The sequence below is a fragment of the Photobacterium ganghwense genome (genome assembly GCF_003025595.1).
Classification (GTDB): domain Bacteria; phylum Pseudomonadota; class Gammaproteobacteria; order Enterobacterales; family Vibrionaceae; genus Photobacterium; species Photobacterium ganghwense.
In genome coordinates, this window is record NZ_PYMI01000002.1 from 816,223 (window position 1) to 841,939 (window position 25,717).

Annotated in this window: 23 protein-coding genes and 1 pseudogene; 15 read left to right on the plus strand and 9 right to left on the minus strand. The window is 48.7% G+C overall.

Annotated elements, in window-relative coordinates; all coding sequences use genetic code 11:
- Positions 1–2 precede the first annotated feature (2 nt).
- Both C9I92_RS09470 and C9I92_RS09475 read left to right on the plus strand, forming a co-directional pair.
- Positions 3–1,235: a mandelate racemase/muconate lactonizing enzyme family protein gene (locus tag C9I92_RS09470; RefSeq protein WP_047884542.1), complete on the plus strand. Its 1,233-nt coding sequence runs from the start codon at positions 3–5 to the stop codon at positions 1,233–1,235.
- On the plus strand, positions 1,214–2,902 hold the full coding sequence (locus C9I92_RS09475) for a GMC family oxidoreductase (RefSeq protein ID WP_207104068.1): 1,689 nt from the start codon (positions 1,214–1,216) through the stop codon (positions 2,900–2,902). The genes C9I92_RS09470 and C9I92_RS09475 overlap by 22 nt, the downstream gene beginning before the upstream one ends.
- A gap of 343 nt (positions 2,903–3,245) precedes the next feature.
- On the opposite strand, the gene C9I92_RS09480 is transcribed toward C9I92_RS09475, so the two are convergent.
- Complete coding sequence (locus C9I92_RS09480; protein WP_047884541.1) at positions 3,246–4,130, minus strand: LysR family transcriptional regulator; 885 nt, start codon at positions 4,128–4,130, stop codon at positions 3,246–3,248.
- Between the two features lie 168 nt (positions 4,131–4,298).
- On the opposite strand from C9I92_RS09480, the gene C9I92_RS09485 reads away from it, so the two are divergent.
- Entirely contained in the window at positions 4,299–5,273 is a 975-nt protein-coding gene (locus C9I92_RS09485; RefSeq protein ID WP_047884540.1) for a zinc-dependent alcohol dehydrogenase family protein, read from the plus strand.
- Between the two features lie 246 nt (positions 5,274–5,519).
- Here the strand turns inward: C9I92_RS09485 and guaD are convergent, their stop codons facing one another.
- The 6 genes from guaD to C9I92_RS09515 all read right to left on the minus strand — a co-directional run bounded on the left by guaD (position 5,520) and on the right by C9I92_RS09515 (position 14,454).
- Positions 5,520–6,854 (minus strand): guanine deaminase, encoded by a 1,335-nt coding sequence (guaD, locus tag C9I92_RS09490; RefSeq protein WP_047884539.1) that lies wholly within the window; start codon positions 6,852–6,854, stop codon positions 5,520–5,522.
- 37 nt (positions 6,855–6,891) lie between these two features.
- Positions 6,892–7,743 (minus strand): xanthine dehydrogenase accessory protein XdhC, encoded by an 852-nt coding sequence (gene xdhC / locus C9I92_RS09495; RefSeq protein WP_047884538.1) that lies wholly within the window; start codon positions 7,741–7,743, stop codon positions 6,892–6,894.
- A gap of 122 nt (positions 7,744–7,865) precedes the next feature.
- Positions 7,866–10,259 carry a xanthine dehydrogenase molybdopterin binding subunit gene (xdhB, locus tag C9I92_RS09500; protein ID WP_047884537.1) on the minus strand — a complete coding sequence of 798 codons (2,394 nt, stop codon included), beginning with the start codon at positions 10,257–10,259 and terminating at the stop codon, positions 7,866–7,868.
- The gene (gene xdhA, locus C9I92_RS09505; RefSeq protein WP_047884536.1) at positions 10,252–11,700 is read right to left on the minus strand and encodes a xanthine dehydrogenase small subunit; all 1,449 of its coding nucleotides are present in this window, start codon (positions 11,698–11,700) and stop codon (positions 10,252–10,254) included. The genes xdhB and xdhA overlap by 8 nt, the downstream gene beginning before the upstream one ends.
- Positions 11,701–12,140: 440 nt before the next feature.
- Entirely contained in the window at positions 12,141–12,872 is a 732-nt protein-coding gene (locus tag C9I92_RS09510) for a GntR family transcriptional regulator (RefSeq protein WP_047884535.1), read from the minus strand.
- Between the two features lie 229 nt (positions 12,873–13,101).
- Complete coding sequence (locus tag C9I92_RS09515; RefSeq protein ID WP_047884534.1) at positions 13,102–14,454, minus strand: MATE family efflux transporter; 1,353 nt, start codon at positions 14,452–14,454, stop codon at positions 13,102–13,104.
- A gap of 150 nt (positions 14,455–14,604) precedes the next feature.
- On the opposite strand from C9I92_RS09515, the gene C9I92_RS09520 reads away from it, so the two are divergent.
- The 7 genes from C9I92_RS09520 to C9I92_RS09550 all read left to right on the plus strand — a co-directional run bounded on the left by C9I92_RS09520 (position 14,605) and on the right by C9I92_RS09550 (position 21,808).
- Positions 14,605–15,492 (plus strand): LysR family transcriptional regulator, encoded by an 888-nt coding sequence (locus C9I92_RS09520; RefSeq protein ID WP_047884533.1) that lies wholly within the window; start codon positions 14,605–14,607, stop codon positions 15,490–15,492.
- Positions 15,493–15,671: 179 nt separating this feature from the next.
- The gene (locus C9I92_RS09525) at positions 15,672–17,639 is read left to right on the plus strand and encodes an alkaline phosphatase D family protein (RefSeq protein WP_047884532.1); all 1,968 of its coding nucleotides are present in this window, start codon (positions 15,672–15,674) and stop codon (positions 17,637–17,639) included.
- A gap of 46 nt (positions 17,640–17,685) precedes the next feature.
- Positions 17,686–18,273 carry a YceI family protein gene (locus C9I92_RS09530; protein WP_047884531.1) on the plus strand — a complete coding sequence of 196 codons (588 nt, stop codon included), beginning with the start codon at positions 17,686–17,688 and terminating at the stop codon, positions 18,271–18,273.
- A gap of 357 nt (positions 18,274–18,630) precedes the next feature.
- Positions 18,631–19,269 (plus strand): fumarylacetoacetate hydrolase family protein, encoded by a 639-nt coding sequence (locus C9I92_RS09535; protein ID WP_047884530.1) that lies wholly within the window; start codon positions 18,631–18,633, stop codon positions 19,267–19,269.
- 44 nt (positions 19,270–19,313) lie between these two features.
- Positions 19,314–19,853 (plus strand): class IV adenylate cyclase, encoded by a 540-nt coding sequence (cyaB, locus tag C9I92_RS09540; RefSeq protein ID WP_047884529.1) that lies wholly within the window; start codon positions 19,314–19,316, stop codon positions 19,851–19,853.
- Between the two features lie 203 nt (positions 19,854–20,056).
- Positions 20,057–20,272 (plus strand): DUF3820 family protein, encoded by a 216-nt coding sequence (locus C9I92_RS09545; RefSeq protein WP_047884528.1) that lies wholly within the window; start codon positions 20,057–20,059, stop codon positions 20,270–20,272.
- Positions 20,273–20,557: 285 nt separating this feature from the next.
- Positions 20,558–21,808: a DEAD/DEAH box helicase gene (locus C9I92_RS09550; protein WP_047884527.1), complete on the plus strand. Its 1,251-nt coding sequence runs from the start codon at positions 20,558–20,560 to the stop codon at positions 21,806–21,808.
- Positions 21,809–21,956: 148 nt separating this feature from the next.
- On the opposite strand, the gene C9I92_RS09555 is transcribed toward C9I92_RS09550, so the two are convergent.
- Positions 21,957–22,370, minus strand: a complete 414-nt coding sequence (locus tag C9I92_RS09555; protein WP_047884526.1) for a VF530 family protein — start codon at positions 22,368–22,370, stop codon at positions 21,957–21,959.
- 123 nt (positions 22,371–22,493) lie between these two features.
- Between C9I92_RS09555 and C9I92_RS25870 the strand changes: the two are divergent.
- A pseudogene (locus tag C9I92_RS25870) lies at positions 22,494–22,589 on the plus strand (DUF3820 family protein); the annotation flags it as partial.
- 110 nt (positions 22,590–22,699) lie between these two features.
- Here the strand turns inward: C9I92_RS25870 and C9I92_RS09565 are convergent.
- Positions 22,700–23,113 carry a helix-turn-helix domain-containing protein gene (locus C9I92_RS09565; RefSeq protein ID WP_047884525.1) on the minus strand — a complete coding sequence of 138 codons (414 nt, stop codon included), beginning with the start codon at positions 23,111–23,113 and terminating at the stop codon, positions 22,700–22,702.
- 173 nt (positions 23,114–23,286) lie between these two features.
- On the opposite strand from C9I92_RS09565, the gene C9I92_RS09570 reads away from it, so the two are divergent.
- The 4 genes from C9I92_RS09570 (at position 23,287) to C9I92_RS09585 (ending at position 25,460) form a co-directional block, all read left to right on the plus strand.
- Entirely contained in the window at positions 23,287–23,799 is a 513-nt protein-coding gene (locus C9I92_RS09570) for a DUF2938 domain-containing protein (RefSeq protein WP_047884524.1), read from the plus strand.
- A gap of 27 nt (positions 23,800–23,826) precedes the next feature.
- The gene (locus C9I92_RS09575) at positions 23,827–24,270 is read left to right on the plus strand and encodes a GNAT family N-acetyltransferase (protein WP_047884523.1); all 444 of its coding nucleotides are present in this window, start codon (positions 23,827–23,829) and stop codon (positions 24,268–24,270) included.
- Positions 24,271–24,333: 63 nt separating this feature from the next.
- Entirely contained in the window at positions 24,334–24,855 is a 522-nt protein-coding gene (locus tag C9I92_RS09580; protein WP_047884522.1) for a GNAT family N-acetyltransferase, read from the plus strand.
- A gap of 128 nt (positions 24,856–24,983) precedes the next feature.
- Positions 24,984–25,460 (plus strand): nucleoside deaminase, encoded by a 477-nt coding sequence (locus C9I92_RS09585; RefSeq protein ID WP_047884521.1) that lies wholly within the window; start codon positions 24,984–24,986, stop codon positions 25,458–25,460.
- Positions 25,461–25,717 lie beyond the last annotated feature (257 nt).

The following is a 25,717-nucleotide window of genomic DNA, read 5'->3' on the forward strand; positions in this document are numbered from 1 at the left end:
TTATGAAAGTCACACATTTAGAAACCCATATTGTGGCGACGCCACCTCCTCATATTGGTGGAATGTACTGGATTTTTGTTCAAATCCGCACAGATTGCGGCATTGAAGGGATCGGTGAAGTTTACGCTGCCTCTTTCCATCCTGAAGTGATGAAGATGGCGATTGAGGATGTCTTTGAGCGATATCTGAAAGGTCACAATCCTCACCATGTTGAACGTTTCTATCGCGAAGCCTACTCCAGTGGCTTTACGCAAAGGCCTGACCTTACCATGATGGGGGTCGTGAGCGGACTGGAAATGGCGTGCTGGGACATCATAGGTAAAGCCGCCGGGAAACCTGTCTATGAACTGATTGGCGGAAAGGTCCATGACAAACTGCGTTCGTATACGTATCTCTATCCGGAGAATAAGCGTGGGGAATATGATTACAACAGCGTAGATCTGGCCGTAGAGTGTGCGATCAAAAACATGGAGCAGGGGTTCACTGCACTCAAATTTGATCCCGCAGGCCCTTACTCCGCGTACTCCGGTCATCAACTGACGTTAGAGGCCATGGATAAGTCCGCCCAATTCTGTGCCCGTATTCGTGAAGCGGTTGGCAATCAATGTGATCTGTTGTTCGGCACTCACGGCCAGATGTGTGTCTCTTCAGCGGTCAGGCTTGCAAAGCGGCTTGAGCCTTTTGACCCGCTCTGGTTTGAAGAGCCTGTGCCACCGGGTCAGCATGAGGCCATGGCTAGGGTCGCCGCCAAAACGTCGATTCCCATTGCGACCGGAGAGCGTCTGACAACGAAATATGAATTCCATGAAGTTTTGCGCAATCATTCCGCTTCAATCCTGCAAATGAATCTGGGGCGTGTGGGTGGCATTCTGGAGGCGAAGAAAATCGCCGCGTTGGCCGAGGTGCATTACGCCCAGATCGCGCCACATCTTTATAACGGTCCGGTAGGCGCCGCAGCCAGCATTCAGCTTGCGACGGCAACGCCTAACTTCCTGATTCAGGAAAGTATCATGACCTGGGGCGGTTTCCATGCCGACGTGTTGCAGGAACCCATTCGCTGGGAGAAGGGCTATATCATTCCATCAGAGAAACCGGGGCTGGGTGTTGAGCTGAATATGGATGTCGTTAAAGCCATGTCGCCATACAAAGGGCGCGCACTGCATTTATCGATGGATTCTAAACCTTACGATGTCACCCAAGAATCCTCAACATCATGGAAAGTGAAACCGGAGTAATGAATATGGAGCAGTACGATTACATCATAGTGGGTGCAGGCTCGGCAGGATGTATTCTTGCTAACCGACTGAGTGAGTCCGGGGAGCACTCCGTTTTGCTGATTGAAGCTGGGGGGAGAGATATCAATCCTTGGTTTAAATTGCCGGTTGGTTTTGCCAAAACCTATTATCACCCTAAGTACAATTACATGTACTACAGTGAGCCAGAAGTGGAAATGGCTGGCCGGTCAATCTATGCGCCACGCGGTAAGGTACAGGGTGGCTCAGGCTCCATCAATGCCATGATCTATGTTCGTGGTCAGCGCAAAGACTATGATGACTGGGCACAACAGGGCAATCCGGGGTGGAGCTATGATGATGTTCTGCCTTATTTTAAGAAACTTGAGCAGCATCCATTGGGTGACACTGAATATCACAGCTCAACAGGGCTGATTGGTATCACACAGATGAAGCATGATGCGCATAAAATCTGCGATTATTACCTGAAAGGATGTGAAGAGCTGGGATACCCGTTAAACGATGATTTCAATGGGGCGCAGTTTGAAGGTGCTGGTATTTACGAAACTAACATTCGTAACGGCATGCGAGATTCCAGTAGTTTCGCTTACCTGGAACCGGCAAAGAAACGTTCAAACCTGACTATTTCGCATCATACCCAAACACGTAAAGTGCTCATTGATGGGCATTTGCGAGCAACGGGGGTTGAAGTAGACGTCAGCGGCGTGCGGAAAGTGTTTCATGCCCGAAAAGAAGTTATCTTGGCTGCCGGGGCGGTGGATTCTCCCAAGCTGTTGATGTTATCCGGCATTGGTGACCGCCAACAATTAGAAACTATGGGCATTAACGTTATTAAAGAATTGCCTGCAGTCGGCCAGAACCTGCAGGATCACGTGTGTGTGAGCTTCTTTTACCGCGCGAACCAAAAAACGCTTAACGATGATCTGACGAGCTGGTGGGGACAAGCAAAGGCCGGGGTTCAGTATTTGCTAAATCGCAGAGGGCCGCTGGCGCTCAGTGTAAATCAGGCGGGGGGATTCTTTAAAGGTGGGGAAGACGAAGAGCATCCGAATATTCAGCTGTACTTCAATCCATTGTCTTACGAGATTCCGAAAGATCCCAATGCGAAGTTAGTCCCTGATCCATATTCAGGTTTTCTGGTAGCCTTTAACTCTTGTCGCCCAAGCAGTCGGGGAGAGATCGCGCTGAAATCGGCTAACCCGGAAGACGCTGCGGTAATAAGGCCTAAATACCTGAGCACGGAAAAAGATCGTCAAGAGGTGATTCAGGGCAGCAAGCTGATTCGCAACATAATGAGTTCGCCTGCGCTGCAATCTTTGTCCGACTCAGAAGTAAAGCCTGCCGGTTTGGTGCATGATGATGCCTCAATGATTGCCTATTTTCGTGAAAATGGTGGCTCGATTTACCACTTGTGTGGGTCATGTGCCATGGGGCCAACCGAAGTTGATGCGGTGGTAAATCATGAATTGAAAGTGCATGGTATTCAGGGATTGAGGGTTGTTGATGCGTCTATTTTCCCGAATATCACCTCCGGCAATACCAACGCTCCGGTTATGATGGTTGCGGAAAAAGGTGCTGATTTAATTTTGCAGGCATCAGCGGAACCTGTTCCTGGCCAACAAAGTGGCAGCATGAAGGACTGTGCCTGATTCAGCGTGCTGGAGTAACATCGAAAGCAATACGGATATAAAAAGCTAGGCGTATATAAAAAGCTATGCGTTATTGACGCATGGCTTTTTTAGACACATGTGGCTTTTTATGTTCGCGTGGTTTTATTTTTATGTGCCTTTTTATTTGTACATGGATTTGTATCGTTTTGAGGGCATAAAGGCAATTTCCCAGAAAGAGCAAAGGATGAAATGTTCCTGCCGGGCTCTGTTGCCGAAATGGCTCCAGAGCCTTTTGCTGTAAATGCTGGTTTGTTGCTGGGTTTCCTCGCTTCTTCAGCGCAAGGCTGAAGGTGGTATCAACGTCGCGGACTCGTAGAAGTCATCAAAAATGCCCGGACAGAAAGTCCAGAAAAGCCCGGATTTTGCTGGAGACTAAATGACGGTGCTGATAAATCGCATACGTTGCGGTCAGTTGTTCGCAGGGGCTGAAGGTGTGTTTATCCAGAACCTGCACCAGCGTACTTGAAGCCAACTCTTTCTCGACCGCCCAGAATGGAATCAGGGCGATACCGCCACCATGCAGAATCAGCTGTTTTTGCCCGTTGACTGAATCGACGGTCATGTAGCCGTTTACATCCAGTTTGACCGGCTTGCTGTTCATCACGAACCAGTCGTGCCAGCCTTTATAGCCATACAAAATACAGTCGTGAATGGCCAGATCATCAATGTGTTCAGGTGTTCCTCTGTGTGACAGGTAGCCGGGGCTGGCACACAGAATAAAATCGTTGTTCATCAGCTTCTTGGCGATCAGATTCGAGTCCGGAAGGTGACCGCTGCGAATCGCGATATCGACGTTTTCCTCAATCATATCTACCACGCGTTCTGTCAGTTCAATGGCCACATCAATATCCGGATACTGCTTTCGAAACAGTGGCAACAGCGGCAAGATTTTACTCTCGCCAAAACCGACTGTGGTACTGACTTTCAGTTGACCTCTCGGGTTGTGGTGCAGATCACTGACAGCTTCCCGCGCTTCATCGAATTCACTGACAATGCGTTTGGCATATTGGTAAAACGTTTGTCCGGCTTCGGTCAACCCGACATTGCGCGTTGTCCGATCGAGCAGTCGAACCCCCAAATCATTTTCCAGTGCAGCCAACTGGCGGGAAATGGATGAAGGTTGGACATCGAACTGACGGCTGGCTTTCGAGATACTGCCGTGCTCAACCACACAGTTAAAGTACATTAGGCGGGTAAATAAACTCATGGATTCAGTTTTGCTTAAAAGACAAAAGTGTTTTGATTATAGAGATATTGTTGCGTCACAGGCAATCCATAGAATGCAGGGAGCCGTTTCCAGAAGCTGTGCCTAAAAGCTTTTCCTGAAACCATTTCCAATTGCCATTTTCAAGAGCAATCTCCACAGGAGTAAACGATGAAAGCCATGATTCTTACCCGTCTGGGTGACGTAACTGTTTTTGAAGAGCAAGATCGCCCGGATCCGATAATTACTGACGGACACGTGATTGTTGAAGTCAGAGCAACCAGTGTTAACCCTATCGATACGATGCTGCGCGCTTCGGAAACACCCTGGTCGCAAAATTTGCCGGAAATTTTGCACGGTGATTTTGCCGGTGTGGTGATTGAAACCAGCCCAAACAGCCGTTTCAGAGTTGGCGATGAGGTGTATGGCTGTGCTGGCGGTATCGCTGGCATGAACGGCGCTCTGGCTGAAAAAATGCTGGTGGATGAATCGCTGATTGCACTAAAACCGGCATCACTGACGATGCGAGAAGCAGCAGCTCTGCCTTTGGTGGCCATTACAGCCTGGGAAGCATTGGTAGAAAAAATGAATATTCAGCCGGGTGAAACCCTGCTGGTTCACGGTGCAACAGGCGGTGTCGGGCATATTGCGGTACAAATCGGGAAGGCTCTGGGAGCAACCGTTGCGGCCACGGTTCGTCCTCATAAATACGATCATGCACAGACGCTGGGTGCTGATTACGTGATTGATGTTACTGATACGACGGTCAGTGATTATGTTGGGTTGTGTACTGACGGAAAAGGGTTTGATGCGGTGTTCGATACCATCGCAGGCGAACATATTCAAAATAGCTTTGAAGCCGTGCGCTTTAACGGCAAAGTCGCGACGATTCTGCCGGTTAACGATACTTTACCGGTTGCGCTGAAAGGACTGAGTTTTCACAGCGTGTTGATGCTAATTCCGATGACTGAAGGCATTGAGCGATTTCGTCATGGCGAGATCTTACGTCAGATCGCAGTCTGGGTTGATCGCGGGTTGCTGAAACCATTGCTGGATGAATCCCGTTTCACGATCTGGGATGTGGCTAAAGGGCATGAACGGTTGGAGTCGAAAAAAGCTATCGGCAAAGTGGTGCTGGAAGTGTAGTGCTCGTGGTTAAACCGCGGTCTTAGAAGCCCTGTGATTTTTTACGTTCAGTGTTGTTGGCGTTCGCTGAATGAACACCAATCGTTTTCAAAGAGAGTGACGTTAAACGGTTCTGAGGCCGCAGCCTATACCTAAATCCTAGACCTTATGAGGGACACGGATATTGGCTGGCTGGGTTGCAGAAGGTGGCGCTTCGCTGGTAAGGAGACGAGAACACAGACGAAGCGCCGAGGTAAAACACGGTGCTTAGCTGGCGATTTGTTTGGTCTTTTCAGCATTGGCTGAATAGGCCAGATCGCCATAGATGTAGGTTTGGTACACGGCCTGTTCCCCGCCCAGACTCATCAGAACAAACAGCTTTTCTTCCAGAGTTTTTGTCTGCTCCATTCTAAAGCGCATTAACTGAGTGGCATGGAGGTCGAGAACAACAAAATCGGCCTCTTTACCGACCTCAAGATTGCCAACCTTATCGTCCAGGCTCAGAGCATGCGCTCCGCCCAGTGTCGCCAGATACAATGACTTGAACGGATGCAGTTTTTTCTGTTGTAACTGCATGATCTTATAGGCTTCACTCATGGTCTGCAGCAGTGAGAAGCTGGTACCGGCTCCGACATCGGTGCCCATTCCGACTTTAATCTTAAACGCTTCCATTTTTGGCAGGTTGAATAAGCCCGAACCAAGGAACAAATTAGACGTCGGACAGAAAGCGATGGCCGAATCGGTTTCAGCGAGACGTTGGCACTCACAATCTGAAAGATGGATACCGTGAGCAAACACCGCCCGCTGGTGCAGTAAGCCATAGTGATCGTAAACGTCGAGGTAACTTTCCCGTTCAGGAAATAGCTCCAGTACCCACTCAATTTCTTTTTTGTTTTCTGACAGGTGCGTGTGCAGGTAAACATCAGGGTATTCTTTAAGCAGTCTGCCGACCATGGCCAGTTGTTCATCAGTACTGGTTGGTGCAAACCGGGGCGTAACGGCATACAGCAGGCGACCACGTTTATGCCATTTCTCAATCAGTGCTTTGGAGTCGGCGTAGCCTGATTCCGGCGTATCGGTTAAATAGTCCGGCGCGTTACGGTCCATCAGCACTTTACCGGCAATCATGCGCAAGTTGCGTTTTTCGGCCTCTTCAAAAAATACATCGACGGACGATTTGTGGACGGTCCCGAATACCAGTGCTGTGGTAGTGCCGTTGCGGGCCAGCTCATCAAAAAACAGGCGGGCAACTTTCAGGGCATAGACCGGGTTTTTAAATCGGCGTTCTTCCGGAAATGTGTAGTTTTCCAGCCAGTCGAGCAGCTGTTCACCGTAAGACGCGATCATACCCGTTTGCGGGTAGTGAATGTGCGTGTCGATGAAACCAGCGGTGATCAGCTTGTTATGGTACTCGGTTACGTTGAGATTGTTCTGATGCCTTGCTAATACTTCGTCGGCTTCACCAATGTCGGTGATGTGGCCGTTTTCCACCACCAGGATACCGTCATCAAAGTACTGGTAAGACGCTTCCTGCCCGACAACGGCGGGGTCAGCAAGACTGTGTAAAATACTGGCTCGATAGGCCTTACGATGGGTGTTCATATGTGTCTTTCCTTCTACTTCCTTGCATAAGGAAGGGCTAGGCGATTTTTTCTTCCAGCCCAGCGTCGTTCACTGACTCAGATTCATTGTCTGGCTGCGGGCGTTTTTGTTCAAGTGGGTGGCCCTGATAATGGGCGATCAGTTCACCGGCAACAGAAACGGCAATCTCAGCCGGATGTTTACCATTGACCATGCTGATGCCGATAGGGCAGATCATGGTGTGAATCTGTGTCTGGGTGTAGCCACGCTGAGCCAGTCGCATGTCGAATTTTTTACGTTTGGTCAGTGAGCCGATCAGGCCGAAATAGCGGCTGTCGGCTCGGTCGATAATCGCTTTTGCTAACTCAAAGTCTAGTTGGTGATTATGTGTCATGACTAGGTAGTAGCTATTGGGCGGCTGCTGGTTGACCTCACCAACCGGATCATCGCTGACGACTTTTGTGACACCGTGAGGTAAGGTTTCCGGAAATTCTTCGGCGCGTGAATCTATCCATGTGATGCGAAACGGCAGGGTAGCCAGTATCGCGACTAAAGCTTTGGCGACATGCCCGGCACCAAACAGCACAAGGTGTTTTTCCTGCGTGCCGATGGGTTCGAAGCTTAGTGTCGCCATCCCGCCGCAACATTGCCCCAGCCGAGCGCCTAAATTAAAGCGCTCAATTTTCAGGGTGCTTGCATCAGCCAACAGCATTTCACGGGCCTGTTGGGTAGCGACATGCTCAAGATGGCCGCCGCCAATGGTCGCGATAACCCGATCGCGGGTCACCAGCATTTTTGTACCGGCATCCCGAGGGACGGAACCGCGATCCTCCAAGACCGTGACGATGACACAGGGCTCGCAGTTCGCTTCACATTTTGCCAGCTCGTGAATCCAGTTGTCCTTAAACATAGTGTTCCCCTTGTTGTGTCTGTTTACTGCTGTTGCTGTTGCTGTTGCGCGAATTTCCGGTATGAGGCTTTTTGTAACGTCACGTTATGCCCACGGTTAATCACTATCGTGATGTTCCTCCGTTACGCCGCCACGGTTTCATCCTTGTTGCTTGGCTCAGTTGCCCCCTGGCTGACAGCCTGAATAGCCATTAGCACGCGCTCTGGTGTCGCGGGGGTATTGAGTTTCGAAATCGCTCCATTGACAGCGACGGAAGCAATGGCATCTTTCAGCGCACTCCATACCGACATCCCCAGCATAAAGGGCGGTTCACCCACGGCTTTGGAGTGGAAGACGGTATCTTCCGGGTTGCTGCGGTTTTCCAGCAGATGGGTACGGAAATCGATCGGCATATCGGCAATGGCCGGAATTTTGTAACTGGCCGGGCCGTTGGTCATCAGGCGTCCGTCATGGTTCCAGACCAACTCTTCCGTGGTCAGCCAGCCAGCCCCCTGAACAAAACCACCTTCAATCTGGCCGATATCAATGGCTGGGTTGAGGGACGCCCCCACATCATGAAGAATATCGACCCTCAGGATCTTGTATTCCCCGGTCAGCGTATCGACGATCACTTCTGAGCATGATGCGCCGTAGGCGTAATAGTAAAACGGGCGGCCACGGGCTTTTTCATGGTCATAGTGAATTTTCGGGGTACGGTAGAAACCAGTGCTAGACAGCGAGACCTGATTAAAATAAGCCTGCTGAACAAAGGCCTCAAAGGTGATTATTTCATCACGAATGATCACCATGCCGTTTTTAAACGTGACTTCTTCAGGTGTCACTTTGTAGTGACCGGCAGCAAAATCAATCAGGCGCTGCTTGATGTTTTGTGCTGCATTTTGAGCCGCCTTACCGTTGAGATCTGTGCCGGATGAAGCCGCTGTCGGTGAGGTATTCGGCACCTTATCGGTGTTGGTCGCGGTGATCTGATTGCGATCAATGTCAACCTGAAATTCCTGTGCGACGATCTGTGCCACTTTGGTGTTCAGACCTTGCCCCATTTCGGTGCCGCCGTGATTCAGGTGGATACTGCCATCGGTGTAGATGTGGATCAGCGCACCGGCCTGATTCAAAAACGTCGCCGTAAATGAGATCCCAAATTTTACCGGGGTGATCGCCAGACCCTTCTTCAGGATCGGGCTGGTACGATTGAAAGCTTCAATCTCGCGGCGGCGATGATGGTAGTCACTGTTCTGTTCCAGTTGCTCGGTGATTTCCGGCAAAAAGTTGTCTTCCACGGTCTGATAATAATGGGTGACATTGCGACCTTCACCGCCGTAGTAATTGGCTTTGCGTACTTCCAGCGGATCTTTTTTCAGATAACGAGCAATTTCATCCATGATGTGTTCAATCGTCATCATGCCTTGCGGGCCGCCAAAACCACGGTACGCCGTATTCGAGGCCGTGTTGGTTTTACAACGATGGCCAGTTACTGTGGCGTTGCCCAGGTAGTAGGCGTTATCTGAGTGGAACATGGCTCGGTCAACAATGGAATTGGATAAATCCGGCGAATAACCGCAGTTGCCGGATACGGTAATTTCCGCCCCTTGAATCACACCATTGTCGTCAAAACCAATACGGTACTGGTTATAAAACGGGTGACGTTTACCTGTCATGGTCATGTCTTCGTTACGAGGCAGGCGCATTTTTGTCGGGCGTCCTGTCAGGTGGGCGATGACTGCAGCCATACAGGCCGGTGCTGCCGCCTGGGTTTCTTTCCCCCCAAAGCCGCCACCCATGCGGCGCATGTCGATGACGACCTTGTGCATGGGAACGCCGAGCACTTCGGCGACCAGTTTCTGGACTTCAGTCGGATTCTGGGTAGAGGTATAGACAATCATTCCACCGTCTTCGGTTGGCATGACACTGCTGACCTGGGTTTCAAGATAGAAATGTTCCTGACCGCCAATGTCCAGATCACCTTCAATGACATGCTTAGCCGCGGCAATCGCGCTGGCAGCATCCCCACGCTTTTGCTGATGGCTAGCGGAGACAAAATGTTTTCTGGCCAGAGCGTCTTTGACATCCAAAATGGCGGGCAGCGGCTCGTACTCTACAATTGCCGCCATCGCTGCTTTACGGGCCGTCTCCATATCATTGGCGGCCACAGCCAGCACTGGCTGACCGTAGTATTCCACTGTTCCGTCCGCCAGTAGGGGATCGCCCGGTAATACGGCACCGATATCCAGCTGACCGGGAATATCTTTGCTGGTAATTGCAATCGCAACACCTTCAAACTCATAGCAAGGCGAAACATCCAGCTTTGTGATATTGGCGTGGGCATGCGTACTCAGCCGCGCGTACACGTGCAGCTGATTTGGAAATTCCAGTCGGTCGTCAATATAAATCGCTTCACCGGTTACTTGCTTCGGGGCACTGTCATGTTTCACGCTTTTCCCGACACCGGTTTTCAGATCCTGCTTCGCGATGGCGACCATTTCTTCATGGCTCATGGTGTTGTGATTCGCATTAGACATAAGACGTTACCCTTGTTTCGATGTGGTTATCCTGGTTCTGCTGCTCAATGAAATACCGGCGTAGCATGTTGGCAGCTGTCAGGGTGCGGTACTCCTGGCTGGCCCGAAAATCAGACAGCGGCTGGAAATCCTGAGTCAGTGCCTGCATGGCTTTGCTGATGGTGTCACTGTTCCAGGGTTTACCTGTCAGGCTGGCCTCGCAGTGACTGGCTCGCTTGGGAATGGCGGCCATTCCACCGAAGGCAATTCTGGCGTCTGAAACCGATCCGTCCAGAATAGTGATTTGAAAGGCACCGCAAACCGCAGAAATATCATCATCAAGACGTTTTGACAGCTTATAAGCACGGAACTGTGTATTGGCTGCGGGCTTAGGAATGATGATCTGTTCAATAAATTCACTGGTCTGACGGGCAGTCACTTTGTAACTGATGAAAAAATCTTCCAGCGGAATGGTTCGGGTGTTGGCGCCGCATCGCAGTTTAATATTGGCTCCCAGTGCCAGCAGTAACGGTGGTGCATCACCAATGGGGGAGGCGTTGGCAATATTGCCGCCCAGTGTGCCTTGGTTACGAACCTGCAGAGAGGCAAAGCGATGTAACAATTCACCAAAGTCACTGTAATGCGTAGCAAGAAGCTGATAAGCATCGCTGATCGGCACGTTAGCGCCAATGATCAATGCATCATCAGTTTCAGCGCAGACTTTCATGTCCTGCACCAGGTTCACGCTGATCAGCGTCTCTATTTCGCGGTGGAACTGGGTAACCTCCAGCGCTAAATCTGTGCCACCGGCAACCAGTTTTGCCTCTGGGTATTGCTGGTAAAGGCTCGCCAGTTCTTCGGTCGTGCGAGGAGAAAATGCTTTCAGTCGCCCGTCAGTCAAGGAAGCAGGCGTTGCTTGCATCGCTTTGAGCTTGGCAATGGTTTCACGCTCAAGTTCTACAAACTGATCCCGCAATGGCTGATCGGAGGACAGGGACAACGCGGCATCAACAATTGGACGGTAACCCGTACAACGGCACAGGTTGCCGGCCAGTGATTCCATGACATCGGCTTTGTCTGCGGCGGGCTTGTTCTTGCTCAGCGCAAACATTGACATGATAAAACCCGGGGTGCAGTAACCGCACTGCGAGCCGTGAAACTCGACCATAGCCTGCTGTACCGGGTGCAGGGATTTATCTTTGTTTTGCAGATCTTCTACGGTGATTAGCTGCTTGCCGTGCAGCGCTGATACAAATGTCAGGCAGGAGTTGACCGAACGGTACTCCAGCCGACCATCGACCAGTTCGCCTAACACAACGGTACAGGCGCCACAGTCACCTGAACCACAACCTTCTTTTGTACCTGTTTTCTTTTGGACGGTGCGTAGATAATTCAGCACGGTCATATTGGGAGACAAGTTCTCTTCTTGTCGGATTTCTTGATTGAGCAGAAAAGTAATCAAGAGACCTCCTTGTACATTGACTCACTAATTCGATTTTTTCTGACCTTTGGGTCAATAATTGGTCAATCTGACCTGTTGGTCAACTTTATTTTTCACAAGTTGATAACATTTGGTGGTGTGGAAAAACCAAGAAATGGGCTGAATGCAGATCTTTATTGTTGATACACTCAATAGAAGTTTGAGGATGTTCTGCTGTCTCTGAGTAATTTGGATACAATAACTGTATACAATTTTGTTTCAAATTTGTGTTGGGACACAAATCTAGCCCAGAAAATGGCGGACGAAAGTAACCAGTTTTGAGTAGGTAAAAGTTGTAAATATGAGGAAAAGACTGGATGGGAGCAAGTTTACGAGAGTTGTGTCAGGGGGGGCTGATAGGATGCTGTAAAAAACAAGCCACCAAAAAAGGTGGCTTGATTTGATAAGGGGAAATCTCAGTCTCAGCGATTTTTCAGTACATTAGAGAAAACCACATGCAGGTCGCTTGATGCTGTACGGCCATCCAGATTCAGTTTCGAGCGGATATGATCCAGGTGCTCCTGCATCAGAGCCAGTGCCTTCTCCTTGTCACCGGACTCGATGGCATTCAGCAGGGCACTGTGTTCATCTTGCGAGCAGTTTGAATGATTGCTGGTTTCATACTGGGCAATCAGCAGTGAAGTCTGAGAAACCAGGCTGCGTTGGAATGCCAGTAATGGTGCGTTCTCTGCCATTTCAGCCAGCTTGATGTGAAACTCGCCAGACAAGCGAAGACCACTGCCGTAATCACCCTGCTCAAAAGCTTTGTTTTCTTTTGCGACCAGCTTGCGGCATTCATCTATCTGAGCTTTGGTGGCGTTTTCGGCGGCCAGTTCTGTGATGGCAAGTTCCATGACTTCGCGGGCTTTGATGATTTGCCTTGCTTCATCTACTGTTGGTGAGGCTACCATTGCACCGCGGTTTGGGCGAATGACAACTACCTGCTCCAGAGACAGACGTAACAGAGCACGGCGGATGATAGTGCGGCTTACGCCAAAAATCTCAGCCAGTGCTTCTTCGCTGAGCTTGGTTGCCGGTGGCAGACGTTGTTCCAGAATGGCATCAAAGATGTGGCAATAAACGACATCATCTTGTGACTGACCGGCAGTTTTAGTTTTTGTGGCTGGTTTCATCGAACTTTTAAGGCTTCCCATCAGCGCTATAACCTTCAACCTTTTTATTTCCCTATTAAAACCATCATACTGACTTTGCTTTCACTGATGGCGACGGGTATTCAGAAGTGTGACGCATTTTACAGCCTGATGAAAAAAATCACCATTATTGTGCACAATTAAATCGGAAAGTTTTGTACACATGAAAGGCGCTAAACTAAAAATCCGTTTAACGCCTTGTGTTTGGGGGAATTGAATCAGATCTGGCGGGTTAGCTTGCCGTGCACGTGCTTTGTGCAACCACGGCGGGCTTTCGGTGCAAATCGTGCCACATCATTGGAATTACTATCATTGCCAGTGCGATATTGGATAACGGCATGGCAAGCCAGATCCCATCGATTCCCAGCATTTTTGGTAGCCAGTAGAGGAATGGGAGCTGAATCATCATATTACCGGCTGAGATAAACAATGCTTTCCCCCCTTGATTCATCGCCATAAAGTACACGGCAGACAGAACAATGAATCCATCCAGAAATAACCCGAATAAATGCAGACGAATCCCGTGTACCGTTTCAGCCATCAGCGCCGCGTCTCCGTGCGCAAACAGGTTCGCCAGTAAGTCGGGGTAAAGGTTCAGGAGGCTGACGGCGGCAATGCCTATGAATACAACGACTTTGCTGGCAAGGATGACGGTGGCCTTGATACGGTCGTGCTGCTTCGCACCCAGATAGTAGCTGACTGGTGGCTGCATACCCATCGCAATACCTTCTGCCAGCAAATAATACAGCGTGACAAGGTAACCTATGATTGCAAATGCCCCGACATGAACTGGCGTGCCATAACTCATGAATAAGGTGTTATGGATGGCCAGTACGAAGCTGAAATAGGCATACATAAACAACTGTGATACGCCAAGTTTGACAATCTGACTCGCCAGAGGCAGTTTGAAACGGCAGGCCGAGGCAGTCAATTTGAGCGGTGAGTGACGGGTAAAACAGTAGCCGACAGCGGCGATGGTAATCAGTGCCTGCGCGATGATAGTGGCAATCGCTGCGCCCTCTAGTCCCCACTGCATCACACCGATAAACACATAATCCAGTGCAATGTTCAACACGGCGCCTGTAGCCATAAGCCCGGTCGCAAGGTTAGGACGGTCCAGGTTTCTGACCAACATTGGCATCGCACCTGCCGCGATAGTGAAAATGGCGCCAGTGCTGAATACCCTTAGGTATACTTCACCCATTGCTAGCAGGTGGCCTTCAGCGCCTTGCTGAGTCATTAACCAAGTGCGGGTAATGCTGAGCAAACCGGTCATCAGCAGTCCGGCAATCACAGTCAGCACGATGCCGGAAAACAAAGCATGACGTGCCTGATGGCGGTTTTGCTCTCCGCGGAAAATCGACATCAGCGTGCCAGCGCCCATACCAATCAGGACGCCGATACCGGTCAAGATACCGATCACCGGCCAGGCAAGGTTGATGGCAGCTAAGCCTTCATAGCCGATGTAGTGGCCAACGAAGAGGCCGTCAATGATTTGATACATACCATTAACCAGCATGGCGACCATAGAAGGAATGGCAAAACGCCAGAAATTCTTGCCGATTGAGTGTTCTTGTAATTGCATATTTGTACTCGGTTAGTTTCAATGCGGCCATTATGTCCATAAATCGGATTGTTCAAAGTTAGTTACCATCCGAAAATCGGATGGATAAAGCGCGCAAACTTCACTACACTCACCTCAGTCGTTTTCAAATTGATAGAGCTAAGATACTGAATGAACTGGACTCTTGACCAACTGGAAGCCTTTGTCAGTGCGGTACAGCAAGGCTCATTCACTGCTGCTGCCCGCAAGTTAGGCAAAGCGCAGTCTCGTGTCAGCACAGCAATTACCAATCTGGAGCTGGATTTAGGGTTTGATCTGTTTGACCGCAGTGCCAAGCTGCCCGTTTTAACGGTACGCGGCGAGGACATGTATGTAGAAGCTCAGGCCGTATTGGCCCAGTGTCAGCGGTTACAGTCACGGGCATTGACCATGGCGGCAGGGGAGGAGAGTGCGTTCACTATCGCGATGGACGAAGCTGTGCCGATCACTGTGTTCGAATCCCTGTTTGCGCAGCTTGGAGAGAGTTTTCCTCTGCTGAAACTAACGGTGATAAATGGTTCCCAACAGGACATTGCACAGTGGGTTGCGGAGAAAAAAGCCGACATCGGAGTGGTGTTCCATCAGTCTGCGTTACCGGACGGCCTGGAATTCACCTCCATCGGCCAGTTTAAACATGCATTGGTGGTGGCCCCGCATCATCCGCTGGCGAAAAATCCAGCCCCTACAATTAGTGAGTTGACCGACTATCGCCAGTTGGTGATCCGAGATCGTATGGGACGAAGTCAAGGTAAGCCACTATCGGCGAATTACTGGCATATCGATAGCTACTATCTGATTTCCTCAATGGTGATTCGAGGCATTGGATGGGCTTTGGTGCCTGAACATGTGATTCGGGAGGACTGGTATGCGCCTTATCTGGTTGAGCTGTCAACGGAAGCGATTCCTGAGCCTCTGATGGTAGAGATGGGAGTGGTCAAACGTCGAGACAAAGGTGAGGGACGGGTGATGAACTGGTTGTACACAGAACTGGCACGCTTGTTTCAGCAAAATGGGCGCTAAGTGTACTTATTTGCTTTAGGTCCACTTAAGACTGAGCAACAGTATCTGCGAGCAATCCACAGAGTGAAGCTGCTGGGTAAAAACGGTGTCAAGTTATGTGATTCTGCCCAGGCAGAGGATAGATCGTCACGCGCATTATTGGTACTGTGATTAAAAAAGAATAAAAGAGTCATCTGGTTATGCCTGAAACATCACAAGAACAACTACAAACGATTGTATCTGATCTGCCGCTGATTCTTGCGGGCCCGGTGTTACGTAAAGTGACACCGCAGGAAATAACGCTGTGGCTGGCCGTTTCTTCCCCACTGGATGGCACGTTTACACTTCACCGTGCCAGTGAAGAGGAAGCCTGTTTTGAAGCGGATCTGGCATCCGGACATCATGTTCGAATTGGGCAACATGCCTGGATATATCAGGTAACGTTTCACGGCGAATTCCCGGCGAACACGCCACTGGAATATGATTTGCTGACGCAATCTGGTTCACTGGCGAAATTACAACCTTCTTTGCTTTATGGTACAGAGCAACGGGTTTCTTTCATCATCAAACCGCGGGCAGATTATATTCTGCATGGCTCTTGCCGAAACCCTCATTATCCAAGTAAAGACAGCTTGGTGGCAGCGGATACCCAACTGGAAAGCCAGGCTATTGAAGAACGTCCATCACTGCTGATGCTCAGTGGCGATCAGATTTATGCCGATCACGTGGCAGGCGCCATGCTGGATGCAATCCAGCAAGTCATTGAACGGTTGGGGCTCTATGATGAGACGTTTGAGAAAGCCAGAATTCAGAGTGCCTCCGAGTTGTACCAGCATCCGTATAACTTTTATCTGCGTGACAAAATTCTGCCGCATTATTTCGAAGGCGGAGAAGAAATTATTGATAAGTTGCCAGCGCTTGGCCGCTGGCTGCGACGCCGGGTGCCGGTTTTCAGCTCGCGCGAATCAGGGAACCACCTGATCTCGCTGAGTGAATTCATGGCGATGTATCTGTTAGTTTGGTCGCCGGTTTTATGGCGATGTGTTAATCCGCTGCGCCTGCAAGAATCCCAGTTCAACTGGGGTGGAGAAACGTTGCCGTCCCAATGGCAGCAGCTCTGGATGAAAGAAACCCCGGAAATTACCGCGTTTGTTGAAGGCTTGCCGCAGGTTCAACGACTGCTGGCGCATTTGCCGACATATATGATTTTCGATGATCACGACATTACTGATGACTGGAACCTGACAGTGGGTTGGGAACAGGCAGCATACAGCGATCCATTTTCCCGCCGTATTATCGGGAATGGCCTGGTCAGTTACTGGTTATGTCAGGGATGGGGGAACGCACCTGAGAAGTTTGATGAGACTTTTCTGACTCACGCTATGCGTTATTTTGATGAGCCTGACAGTGATAATCAGGATAGCTTCATTGATTATCTTTATCGCTTTGAAGGCTGGCACTATACCGTTGCCACGACGCCGAAAATGGTGGTGCTGGATACCCGCACCCGACGCTGGCGCTCTGAGTCAACAATGAATAAACCCTCGGGGCTGATGGACTGGGAAGCGCTGCTGGAATTTCATCAGGAGTTGATCGATGAGTCGGCGGTGATTGTGGTATCGGCGGCACCGATGTTTGGGGTGAAATTCATCGAGACGTTACAGCGTCTGATGACCTGGCTGGGGCGTCCGCTAATCGTGGATGCGGAAAACTGGATGGCGCATCCGGGGTCGGCCAATACCATGATCAGCATATTTACGCATTCAAAAACGCCGACGAATTTTGTGATTTTGTCCGGAGATGTTCATTACTCGTTTGCCTATGACGTGAAGCTGCGTTTTCGAAAAAGTAGCCCGAACATCTATCAGATTACCGCCAGCGGCATTAAGAATGAATTTCCTGAACGACTGTTACGTATCTGCGACTTTCTGGATCGGATTCTGTACAGCCCGCGGTCGCCACTGAACTGGTTCACCAAACGTAAGCGATTGAAAATATACAAACGCGATCCGGATCTGGATAACGATCATCGCCTTATCAACCGCAGCGCCATCGGAGAAGTTCGCCTGGATGACAAGGGGAAACCGATTGATATTGCGATCTTAACCGCAGAAGGGAAGCGAGTTTCTTTCCCCCCCATTAACCGACGAGGTAAAGCTGGCCTATAGTTCTAGGATTGCAAACCAAAAAACGAGGTGAATGATGGCTTTAGGGATGAAAAAGGCAATATGCGGGTTAGCCGTGGCTGGTTTGATGCTGGCGGGCAGTGTACCTGCGTTTGCAGGCTGGAATCTGGATGGCAGCAAATCCAGCGTTGGCTTCTCTTCCGTTAAAAATGACGCGGTGTTTGAGCAACACGGATTCCGTAACCTGAGCGGTTCCATTTCTGACGATGGCGAAGTAAAACTGACCATTGACCTGAACAGTGTTGATACCAATATTCAGATCCGCGATGAGAGGATGAAAAAAGAGCTGTTCGACACTGAAAAATTCCCTTTCACAACAGCTATGGCGAAAGTCGACGTCGCCAAGCTGAAAGCATTGGCGCCGGGTAAAACAGAAGTGACCGATGTTGAATTTGCGTTAGATCTGCATGGCAAAAATGAACGCCTGGTCGCATCAGTACAAATTACCGGTTTGGAAAATGGAGGTTTACTGGTTTCGACGATTAAACCTGTGGAAGTAAAAGCAGGGGCATTTGGGCTGGATGGCGGTGTGGACAAACTACGTGATATTGCCAAACTGAATTCTATCTTGCTTTCAGTTCCTGTGAATGCAAACTTAGTATTTCTCTCTGAGTAACAGTAGAATAGCGAAACAACCTTAAGTGCCGGCACGATGCCGGCCTTATTGCTTTTGGCGTTGCTGATTTTAGCAGCTTGAGTTATGTGAACAGACAACTGTGGATTGATTCTGACGGTTGTCTTGGCTCATAGCACTTGATAACAAGAACTGTCACCGCCGCGAATTTTTACATGCTTGGCGTGATCCATGCCTGAGGCTTTATTGCTGTAGTTTTAGCCGAAGTGATAGCTGTCGTTTTCCAGACTTGAGGCTACCTGTGCATGGGTGAATCTTCCAAGATACTGATATTTCGAATATTTAAATCATCCAGAGCCTGGATTATTTAGCACTGTGATTAGTAAACAAGGATGCCCAATGAAAACAGTAGTCGTTGAAAATACACCTGTCTCCCCCGGTAAAATTATTTGTGTTGGCCGAAACTATGTCGCTCACATCCATGAGCTTGGCAATGATATCCCCGATGAAATGGTGCTGTTTTCCAAACCAAATTCTGCAATAACAAATCAACTTTCCGCTTCTCACAATGGCGATGAGTTACATTACGAAGCTGAACTGGCTTACCTTTATCAGGATGGTGTTTTTTCTGCTGTTGCCGTGGGGCTGGATCTGACTAAGCGTGAAGTGCAGAACAAGCTTAAGGAAAAGGGGCTGCCGTGGGATCGTTGCAAGGCATTTGACGGCGCGGCTCTGTTCAGTCCGTTTGTTTCTATCAGTCCCGCAGTGAGCAGTGATGCATTGCAGGAAACGCCATTGGGTCTGACGCTTCATATTGATGGTGAACTCACGCAAAGTGGTACAACAGACCTCATGATTTACAAACCTGACGTCGTTCTGGCTGAGATACAGAAATTCATGACGCTGGAAAATGGCGATATCGTTATGACGGGGACTCCGGCAGGGGTGGGGAAAATTAATGCTGGCGCAGTGTTCAGTGCAGCAGTGGTATGTGGTGACCACATACTGACATCTGTGGAATGGACTGCGGCAGCGTAACCTGACCAAATCATTAAGTAACGACAATTTAAAGAAGGTATCCCGTGAGTAGTGAGCATTTTCAAGGGAAATACGAAGTTGAGTTAAAATACCGACTGGCATCCAAGTCTGCTTTTCTGGCACAGCTGAAACAGATGCCACATGAAGTGATGCTGGAAGAAAATGTTGAATCGGATACCTTTTTTGATACACCTTCCCGGACTTATGCTAAACAGGGAAAGTTGGTGTCTATCCGCAGCATGTCGCCTTCCGGTATTCAGCTATGGATTGTGAAGGGGCCTGAGCCGGATCGCTGTGAAGCGGTCAATATTACCGATGCCGATAAAGCCTGCAGTATGCTCCTGACGATGGGGCTTGATCCTGTGCTTCAGACCAGCAAAACACGCAGTATTTATTTTCTGGGGGAGTTTCATATTACAGTCGACAGTCTTGCGGGTATTGGCGACTTTGCGGAGTTTGCCATTATGACTGACGATGAAGCCAAACTGGATGGTTACCGTGAACAGCTGACGACTATGGCTGCGCAATTCGGGTTGCAGGATAGTGATCGGGAATGCCGTTCTTATCGAGACATGCAAGCCTGAGCCCTATCAGGCTAATTCTACATTTTTCAGCTTATATGTTGCCTATGTTAAGGCTCCATGTTACGGCACTAAGTTGAGGCTCTGTGTTGAGGCTGAAGCACTGTGTTAAGACACTAAGTGACATTCCGCATACTAAGGCTTAAAGATGTCTTTTCTGATATGATCAGACCGATTGAAAACAACATGCAAAAGTAGTGACTCACATGTTTGATAAAGAGCAAATAGTAAAACTGGCTAATGTAAAAATGCCGTTTGGAAAGTACAGCGGGCGTGTCATCATCGATCTGCCTGAAGAGTATCTGCTTTGGTTCGATAAAAAAGGCTGGCCGAGTGGCGAGCTGGGTGACCTATTAAAGCTGTGTTTAGCGTTGAAAATTGAAGGGCTGGACAGCGTCGTGAAACCTTTGAAGCGGATGTGACCTACATCGGTAACCTTAATTTTTCCCACTATACAATGTGTTTTTCTTCAAAAGAGTAAGACTGTCTGGCTGACTCCTTTTTGCCCTAAAGTGAGTCGCGACCGCCTCCATAGTGAATAGTAGAGTTCTGGTTATAAAAAACATTAACTCATGCTAGCTAAAGGAAATACCTGACCCGATAGTTCTTCTCTAGCCAATCTTCTGTTTGGCTCATTATCGCTAACACCCTCGCGCTAAATAGCATAAGATACTCGGCCTTTACCCAGTACTGAGCCACTCATCGTAATGACAGATAAAACACAGCAAGCGACATTTGCCGACCTTGGCCTGATTCCAGCCTTAGTCGAGCGACTAGAAGTGTTAGAATATAGCCAACCAACACCTATTCAATCTCATGCCATCCCGCATGTGCTTGACGGCAGGGATATGGTAGGCGGAGCCAATACGGGCTCAGGTAAAACCGCCGCTTTCTCGCTGCCAATTTTGCAGAAAATTCTTCAGCAAGGTGAATCAAATGCTCGTCGTGGCAACTTCGTTTCTCATCTGATTTTGGTTCCTACTCGTGAGCTGGCATCGCAGGTGGCTTACAACGTTAAATCCTACTCATACCATCTTAGAGATAAGATCAAAACGGTTGCCGTATTTGGTGGTGTATCCGTGAACCCACAAATGCAGGCGCTGCGTGGTGGCTGTGACATCATTGTTGCAACGCCGGGACGACTACTTGATCTGGTATCGAGTAACGCGATTAAGCTAGACCAAGTAAAAACGCTCGTGCTTGATGAAGCCGACCGTATGTTGAGCCTAGGATTTACCGAAGAACTCAATAAGATTCTTGCTTTACTGCCTGAGAATAAGCAGACGCTGCTATTTTCTGCCACTTTCCCTGAGAAAGTCACGACTTTGGCTCAGCACTTACTTAACGATCCTGTTGAAGTTCAGTTACAGAGTGCAGAAGCCAGCACTTTGGTGCAGCGCGTGTTTAGTGTCAATAAAGGTGAAAAGACGGCGGTACTCGCACATCTAATCAAACAGCATCAATGGCGCCAGACTTTAATTTTTGTGAATGCTAAGAATGCCTGTAACCACCTAGCTCAGAAACTGTCAAAACGCGGCATCACTGCCGAAGTTTTTCATGGCGATAAAGGGCAAGGCGCTCGTACTCGCGTTCTTGAGGGTTTTAAGTCTGGTGAGATTCAAGTACTGATTGCTACCGATATCGCAGCGCGCGGTCTCGATATTGAAAAATTGCCAGTGGTGATTAACTTCGATCTTCCGCGCAGTCCTGCCGACTATATGCATCGAATCGGGCGTAGTGGTCGTGCAGGTGAAGTGGGTCTAGGGTTATCTCTTATCGATTACGATGACTACCACCACTTTAAAGTGATAGAAAAGAAAAACAAGTTCCAGCTTGAACGCGAGCAGGTAGAAGGCTTTGAAGTGGAAGACGACCAAAGTGAAGCCTACTTTTTACCGATGAAGCCGCGTGCAAAGCCGGCAGGAACGGGTAAAAAGAAGAAAAAGCGTAATCAGTAGAAGACGTAACCTACAAGTTAGTCGAATTACGAGAGTTTCTTGGGCGTAGATTAACCAGTTGGCCACTCGCTGCCGTTGACCCGTTTAAAGAACAATAGAGCCTTGCTGGATCCGTCAGCAGGGCTCTATTGCTTTCTAAGGAAGTGTACTAGCGACGTGTCGGACGGTCACGAGATGAGCGTTTTTTAAATGAGGATGCTGCTTTAGCTTGTGACTTAAGAATAGAGTCAACGGTTAGCGGCATCGGCTCTTTAGGTTCAAGACCATGAGGAAAAGTTCGAGCTCTCGGTGGTAAGTTGTATTCTTCTTCGCTCGCGCGTGGCATGCGCTTAAAGCGATAAAGGTAAAAGTTTTCTAATTTTTCTCTCGCCCATTCGGTTTTCTTCAAATACTTCACGCTACTTGCAATCGAGGGTTTAGTGTTAAAGCAATTAAAGCGCATGGCTGTATCTAGAATGTCCCAGCCATAAAAATCCACCAACTCTTGCAACATAGTCTCTAGCTTTAACCCGTGCAGTGGGTTGTTTTGTTGCAGTTCGATTCTCTCTTCGTCAGTCATCATTTCAGGGGCCTTACTCATCAAAGGGCGGAGTTTAGCAAAGTATACAGTGCAGAGATATCTATAGTTAGGCCGCGATGGTTTGAGTAGAAACGCCAGAAGAAATTTGCTTTCTTTGGGCTCAGAAAGAAAGGGTTCTCGGAAGGTGAGTTGGGTTTACTGATGGCACTGGCACTTAAGATTGAAGGGCTTGACAGTGTCGTCAAATCGCTGAAACGTTGAGTATGATGTTTCTTCTTACTGGCTATTTGTTATCGTTCAGAAGAAACTTGCACGTAGAGTCACACTGACTCAACAACTGATAGATTGAAAGGGGGCTGAAAGTACTGAATTTATTTCAGGAACAATGGGTCTTCCGCATGAGTCACATCTTTCAGCATTTTTTGAAAAGACGGGCATTGTAAATGGTTTTCTTCAGGGCATTCAGCAACATGCCGTAACCCTAACTGAATTTTGGTTAATTGGCGGATTGCTTGTTCGAGTGCATTGGCTTTATTCAGTAGTACGGCGCGATCAATATCCAGATGGCCGTCATCAGTGAACATTTCACGGATCTCTTCCAGTGTCAGGCCTCCCATTCTTCCGAGTGAAATAAGCGATAGCTGCTGAATCACTTTGGGGTGATATTGTCTTCGTAATCCTTTTCTGCCAACTGCCCGGATTAATCCACGGGATTCGTAATAACGCAAAGCTGAGGGTTTTAATCCTGTCTGCTTGGTGACTTCACCAATATCGAGCCATTCCATACTTGACCTCAATCTGACTTTAAGTTGTACGATGCAACTGTAGCAGGATATGCACATGATCCCAATGGTTAGATCTAATTGAATAGATCGTGACAGTTTCGCTGAGAATCGGGTGAGAGGTATGGCTGCAGAATCAATCTTACAACGGTAACACTGTATCAAAGGAGCAGGGAATGGTTATATCTGGGGTGAATGAATTCATTGTTCAGGCTGTGATTCTGGGTGTGGGCGCGACAGTGGTGATGGATGCATGGGCGTTGTTTCAGCGTCATGTGCTGGGCGTTCCGACGCTGAACTATGCAATGGTCGGGCGGTGGCTGGGGAGAATGACCTATGGTGAATTTGCGCATGCTTCGATTGCTGACGCGTCAGATGTGAAAGGTGAAACCGTACTCGGATGGGGAGCCCATTATCTGATTGGCATTTTGTTCGCCGCAATTTTGATTGCAGTGGTCGGCGAAAAATGGTTATCGGCCCCTACATTGTGGCCGGCTGTGATGGCTGGCGTTATCAGTGTGTCGGCTCCTTTTTTGATTATGCAGCCCGCATTTGGATTAGGGGTAGCGGCTGCGAAGATGCCATCTCCCTTAAAAGCCAGAATCAGAAGTGTTATCACCCATGTTATATATGGCTTGGGTCTGTATCTGACAGCATTGCTGATGCAATATGTATCTGATAGTTTCTAATACTGTTCCTGCAGCCGGATAAAGCTGATGGACTTAAGCTGGCTGCCAGCAGACTTTGACGCGTTGTATGCTATTTATTCAGATTTGGAGGTTGTCGCGAATAATCGTTTTTTACCTTACAGCTCTCGCAATTGTTTTGAAGCCATGTTTATAGATGATCAATACAATTTTGTCTGTTGTGCTGATGATGGTGAAATACTGGGTCATCTGGCTATCATCGGATCAAATAAGCCGAGGACCCGACATGTTGTGTCTTTTGGAATCGCGGTCTCTAAACGCAGTAGGGGGCAAGGTGTAGTGCGACAACTCATGCAACACCTTATCGATTATTGTGATAACTGGCTGAATGTGAGGCGTATTGAACTGGAAGTTCATGCCAATAATGAAGCTGCTTTAGGACTGTATAACACCTTTGGTTTTGAGCTTGAAGGTGCGAAAAAACAGGCCGTGTTCGTATCGATATATTGTTGATGGCCAGGCTCAATGGTCGCTCTTAATAGCGTTACGCTTTCAATTACAACAAGGACTGTTTTCATGAATATCATTGCTCTTTCTTCCGTTGATGGTTACGAAAATCAACTACGGGAGTTATTACAGGACTGCGTCGGCAGCGGTGCATCTGTGGGTTTTATTGCGCCAATAGCACATGCTGAAGCAAACAGCTACTGGCAGGATGTTCAGGGCGGATTAGCGAATGGTACAAGAAAACTCTGGGTGGCAATAGAAAATGGTATGGTAGTGGGCGCAGTTCAGCTGGGGTTGTGTTCCAAAGCGAATGGTTCGCATCGTGGTGAAGTAGAAAAGTTGATGGTGCATACTTCAGCGCGAGGAAAAGGGATTAGCAAAAAGCTAATGGCGTCACTGGAAGAGGTGGCTGTATCGCTTGAACTGCTACTATTGGTGCTGGACACCCGACTCGGTGATATCGCTTCCACACTATATCGTCAGCTTGGGTATACCGAAGCAGGTCAGATACCGGCCTTTGCGCGAAGCTCTGACGGACAACTCGACGCGACGGTGCTATTTTATAAGCAAATTAATGGTATGAAGCGTTAAATGGTTTGTAAATGGCGTGATTGGGATAGTCATTCCAGTTATCAATTTCCACTAGCAGCCATCATTCATTCTGTTGTTGGCTTTCATTTTGATACCTATACCATCTTACCTAAACTCTGGAGAGAGACATGATAACGGGAAATGATCTGCTGTATCTGCAACGCTGTATATCCTTAGCTAAGGAAGCCTTGGACGCCGGAGATGAACCGTTTGGCTCTTTGCTGGTGGCAGAAGATGGCACCATTTTATTTGAAGATCGTAACCGTGTGGCCGGGGGCGATCGTACCCAGCATCCTGAGTTTGCTATTGCTCGCTGGGCAGCAGCAAACATGTCGCCTGAAGCGCGAGAAAAAGCGACAGTATATACCTCCGGTGAACACTGCCCGATGTGTGCGGCGGCACATGGCTGGGTAGGGCTGGGACGTATTGTCTATGTCAGTTCATCGGCACAGTTATCGACATGGCTGCAGGAGTGGAATGTCCCCTCAGCGCCTGTAAAAGCATTACCCATTCAGGATGTAGTACCAGGTGCTCAAGTGGAAGGCCCAGTACTGGAATTAGCGGATGATATCCAGGAACTGCATCGTCGTTTTTACCAGGTTTAATTTATTTGAAAGAAAGAGAGTGCATGAGGCGCCAAAATGATGGCGCTTTTTTTGTGAAACGATTTCTATGATTAATGTGATAGTTCGTGACAGGTCACAAAAATGAAAACTGGTTAAAGCATTTTTGGGTAGTTAAACGTGCCGGCAAGTAAGCCAGTTCTCGGTCAAAAAATGTGGTTTTAGATAATCAGTTTAAAAATAAAGGTGTCAATAAGGATAAATCATGTTTATAACTGGATTTAAAGCATAGCCATATT

Bases quoted from the DNA above. Each gene is read 5' to 3' on its own strand.
- C9I92_RS09470 (WP_047884542.1), top strand. From the start codon at position 3: ATGAAAGTCACACATTTAGAAACCCATATTGTGGCGACGCCACCTCCT.
- C9I92_RS09475 (WP_207104068.1), top strand. From the start codon at position 1,214: ATGGAAAGTGAAACCGGAGTAATGAATATGGAGCAGTACGATTACATC.
- C9I92_RS09480 (WP_047884541.1), bottom strand. From the start codon at position 4,130: ATGAGTTTATTTACCCGCCTAATGTACTTTAACTGTGTGGTTGAGCAC.
- C9I92_RS09485 (WP_047884540.1), top strand. From the start codon at position 4,299: ATGAAAGCCATGATTCTTACCCGTCTGGGTGACGTAACTGTTTTTGAA.
- guaD (WP_047884539.1), bottom strand. From the start codon at position 6,854: ATGAACACCCATCGTAAGGCCTATCGAGCCAGTATTTTACACAGTCTT.
- xdhC (WP_047884538.1), bottom strand. From the start codon at position 7,743: ATGTTTAAGGACAACTGGATTCACGAGCTGGCAAAATGTGAAGCGAAC.
- xdhB (WP_047884537.1), bottom strand. From the start codon at position 10,259: ATGTCTAATGCGAATCACAACACCATGAGCCATGAAGAAATGGTCGCC.
- C9I92_RS09510 (WP_047884535.1), bottom strand. From the start codon at position 12,872: ATGGGAAGCCTTAAAAGTTCGATGAAACCAGCCACAAAAACTAAAACT.
- C9I92_RS09515 (WP_047884534.1), bottom strand. From the start codon at position 14,454: ATGCAATTACAAGAACACTCAATCGGCAAGAATTTCTGGCGTTTTGCC.
- C9I92_RS09520 (WP_047884533.1), top strand. From the start codon at position 14,605: ATGAACTGGACTCTTGACCAACTGGAAGCCTTTGTCAGTGCGGTACAG.
- C9I92_RS09525 (WP_047884532.1), top strand. From the start codon at position 15,672: ATGCCTGAAACATCACAAGAACAACTACAAACGATTGTATCTGATCTG.
- C9I92_RS09530 (WP_047884531.1), top strand. From the start codon at position 17,686: ATGAAAAAGGCAATATGCGGGTTAGCCGTGGCTGGTTTGATGCTGGCG.
- C9I92_RS09535 (WP_047884530.1), top strand. From the start codon at position 18,631: ATGAAAACAGTAGTCGTTGAAAATACACCTGTCTCCCCCGGTAAAATT.
- C9I92_RS09545 (WP_047884528.1), top strand. From the start codon at position 20,057: ATGTTTGATAAAGAGCAAATAGTAAAACTGGCTAATGTAAAAATGCCG.
- C9I92_RS09550 (WP_047884527.1), top strand. From the start codon at position 20,558: ATGACAGATAAAACACAGCAAGCGACATTTGCCGACCTTGGCCTGATT.
- C9I92_RS09555 (WP_047884526.1), bottom strand. From the start codon at position 22,370: ATGATGACTGACGAAGAGAGAATCGAACTGCAACAAAACAACCCACTG.
- C9I92_RS09565 (WP_047884525.1), bottom strand. From the start codon at position 23,113: ATGGAATGGCTCGATATTGGTGAAGTCACCAAGCAGACAGGATTAAAA.
- C9I92_RS09570 (WP_047884524.1), top strand. From the start codon at position 23,287: ATGGTTATATCTGGGGTGAATGAATTCATTGTTCAGGCTGTGATTCTG.
- C9I92_RS09575 (WP_047884523.1), top strand. From the start codon at position 23,827: ATGGACTTAAGCTGGCTGCCAGCAGACTTTGACGCGTTGTATGCTATT.
- C9I92_RS09580 (WP_047884522.1), top strand. From the start codon at position 24,334: ATGAATATCATTGCTCTTTCTTCCGTTGATGGTTACGAAAATCAACTA.
- C9I92_RS09585 (WP_047884521.1), top strand. From the start codon at position 24,984: ATGATAACGGGAAATGATCTGCTGTATCTGCAACGCTGTATATCCTTA.